This is a genomic window from Marinimicrobium locisalis, assembly GCF_039822625.1.
Taxonomy (GTDB): domain Bacteria; phylum Pseudomonadota; class Gammaproteobacteria; order Pseudomonadales; family Cellvibrionaceae; genus Marinimicrobium; species Marinimicrobium locisalis.
Genome location: NZ_JBDLLG010000060.1, coordinates 1 through 2,235, shown reverse-complemented (window position 1 = coordinate 2,235; position 2,235 = coordinate 1). Strand labels below are relative to the sequence as shown.

Here is a 2,235-nt window from a genome sequence, read left to right as displayed (position 1 = left end):
GCATCTGGACGAGAAAAACCGGTCCTTACTGTTTGCTGACCCTAAAACAGATGGTGTTTATGCCCTGGACCTGGACACCAAAGAATATGTCATCGTCTCCAAATCCGTGAACTAAAGTCCTTACCGTTTCAACCTCAACCCCATGCCCGCCTCCTTTCTATTATCGGGAGGCGGGCAGCCTCAGCCCAGATTATTCCCATGCCCAAATCAAACGTCCCCTCCCGTACTGTAGCGTTCTCTAACTTTCCTGCTCGTCGCCGGTTGTATCTGGCGGTGGCCTCTTGCTCCGCCATGGCGTTCGGCTCCGCGGCCTGGGCCGGCCCCACGGGTGAGCGAATTACCGGTGGGGAGGGGTCCATTGAGCGGGCGGGTAAGGTTACCACCATTGAGCAGGCATCAGACCGACTGGCGGTTGAATGGGATAGCTATGATCTCAATGCGGATGAGGTGGTGAACTATAACCAGCCGGATGCCGGTTCAGTGGCGCTTAACCGCATTCTCAGCCAAAGCGGCTCAGAAATACGGGGCCGGATTAACGCTAATGGTCATGTGGTGCTGATTAACCCCCACGGAATTGTGTTTGGTGAAAACGCTCGGATTAACGTGGGCGGCATACTCGCCAGCGGCCTGGACGTTAATACGGACGATTTTTTAAATGGTGACTGGGCTCTGTCTGGCGTTGACGGTACTGACGGCCTGGTCGTCAATCGAGGCGTTATCAATGCCGCCACCGGTGGATCGGTATCGCTGGTTGGTAAGCAGGTGCGCAATGAGGGGCTGATCACCGCCCACTTGGGGGCGGTGAATCTGGCCGCCGGTGACGGTGCCGTGGTCACCTTTGATGATAGCGGCCTGATGGGTGTTCGTGTCAGCGAAGCGGTCGTCCAGGATGAGCTGGGCGTGGATGCGGCTCTGGTCAACAGCGGACGCGTCGACGCGGAGGGCGGTCGTATTCTGCTGACGGCCAGCACCAGCCGGGATGTGTTTTCCCGGGCGGTCAATCGCGGTGACCTGGAGGAAGCCCGCAGTGTTGTTATGCATGAGGATGGCAGCTTCAGTTTAGGGACGGGGGCGGATGTCTCCAACAGCGGGACGCTGAGTGTTTCTCACGAGAGTTCCGCCGGGGAGGTGGTGGTTCTGGGGGAGAATATTGACCAAAAGGGGCTGGTTGAGGCTAACAACCTTAATGGTGACGGTGGCCACATTGAGCTGCACGCTCGGGAGACTGCCCTGGTATCCGGTAACGGTCGAGTACAAGCTCGCGCCATCAGTGGAGGGAAGGGCGGCCAGATAAAAATACTGGGCGAGCACGTGGGCCTGTTTGACAGTGCCCGGGTAGAGGTCTCCGGCGTCGAGGGCGGCGGTGAGGCCTTTATCGGGGGTGACTACCAAGGGAAGAATTCATGGTTGCCCAATGCCCACCGAACGGCGGTGAGCGCCAGTGCCCGCATTGACGCCAGTGCGACCGCGACGGGCGACGGCGGGCGTATTATCGTCTGGGCCGATGAGGCCACCCGTTTTTATGGAAGCCTAGCCGGAAAGGGCGGCTATAACGGGAAAGGCGGGTTTGCAGAGGTCTCAGGTAAGAGCCATTTGGCCTTCGACGGGAGTGTCGACCTGTCCGGGCCGGAAGGGGCGGGCAGGCTGTTATTGGACCCTGAAAATATTAATATAGGTCAGGGGCCAGAAGATGAAAATTTTGACAGAGTTGTTGACTTTAGCGAGCCTGGTGTGGGGAACAACGATGCCCTAACTGTGACTTTTAAGTCTCTTGGGTCGATACTTGAGCATCAACAAACCACGGTTGAGCTTCAGGCCAGCGATACCATTTCTATCACCGAAGGAGAGACTGTCCAAGGGATTGGAGGAAGCGAGTTAAAACTGTTGGCAGGCAACCAAATCATTGTTAATGGAAAGTCTGATTTCGGTAGCTCTGCCGTTACTCTTTTGGCTGGCCATCCTAATTGTGGCTCCGAGCAATGTTTGGGTGAAAAAGGCAGTCGATCAGTTATTTTTTCAGAGGAATCTAGGATTGGGACTACTGGTGAGTTCAAAGCGTATGCTGCAGACTCGTTAAGTTTTCTCAACGGAGCAGCCATCTCCGCTAACAGAGTTACCATTCGTTCCGGTGATACCATCAGCGTATCCAGAGATGCCAGTATCAACACCACATCCGGCAACCTAAACATCACCGCCGGCGATACCAGTCTCTACACCGGCTCCGACATTCTTACC

General features: G+C 56.0%; 1 protein-coding gene. It reads left to right on the top strand.

What is annotated here, in order from left to right; all coding sequences use genetic code 11:
- Positions 1-198: 198 nt before the first annotated feature.
- A partial coding sequence (locus AAE514_RS18345) for a two-partner secretion domain-containing protein (protein WP_347333012.1) occupies positions 199-2,235 on the top strand: 2,037 nt, incomplete at its 3' end.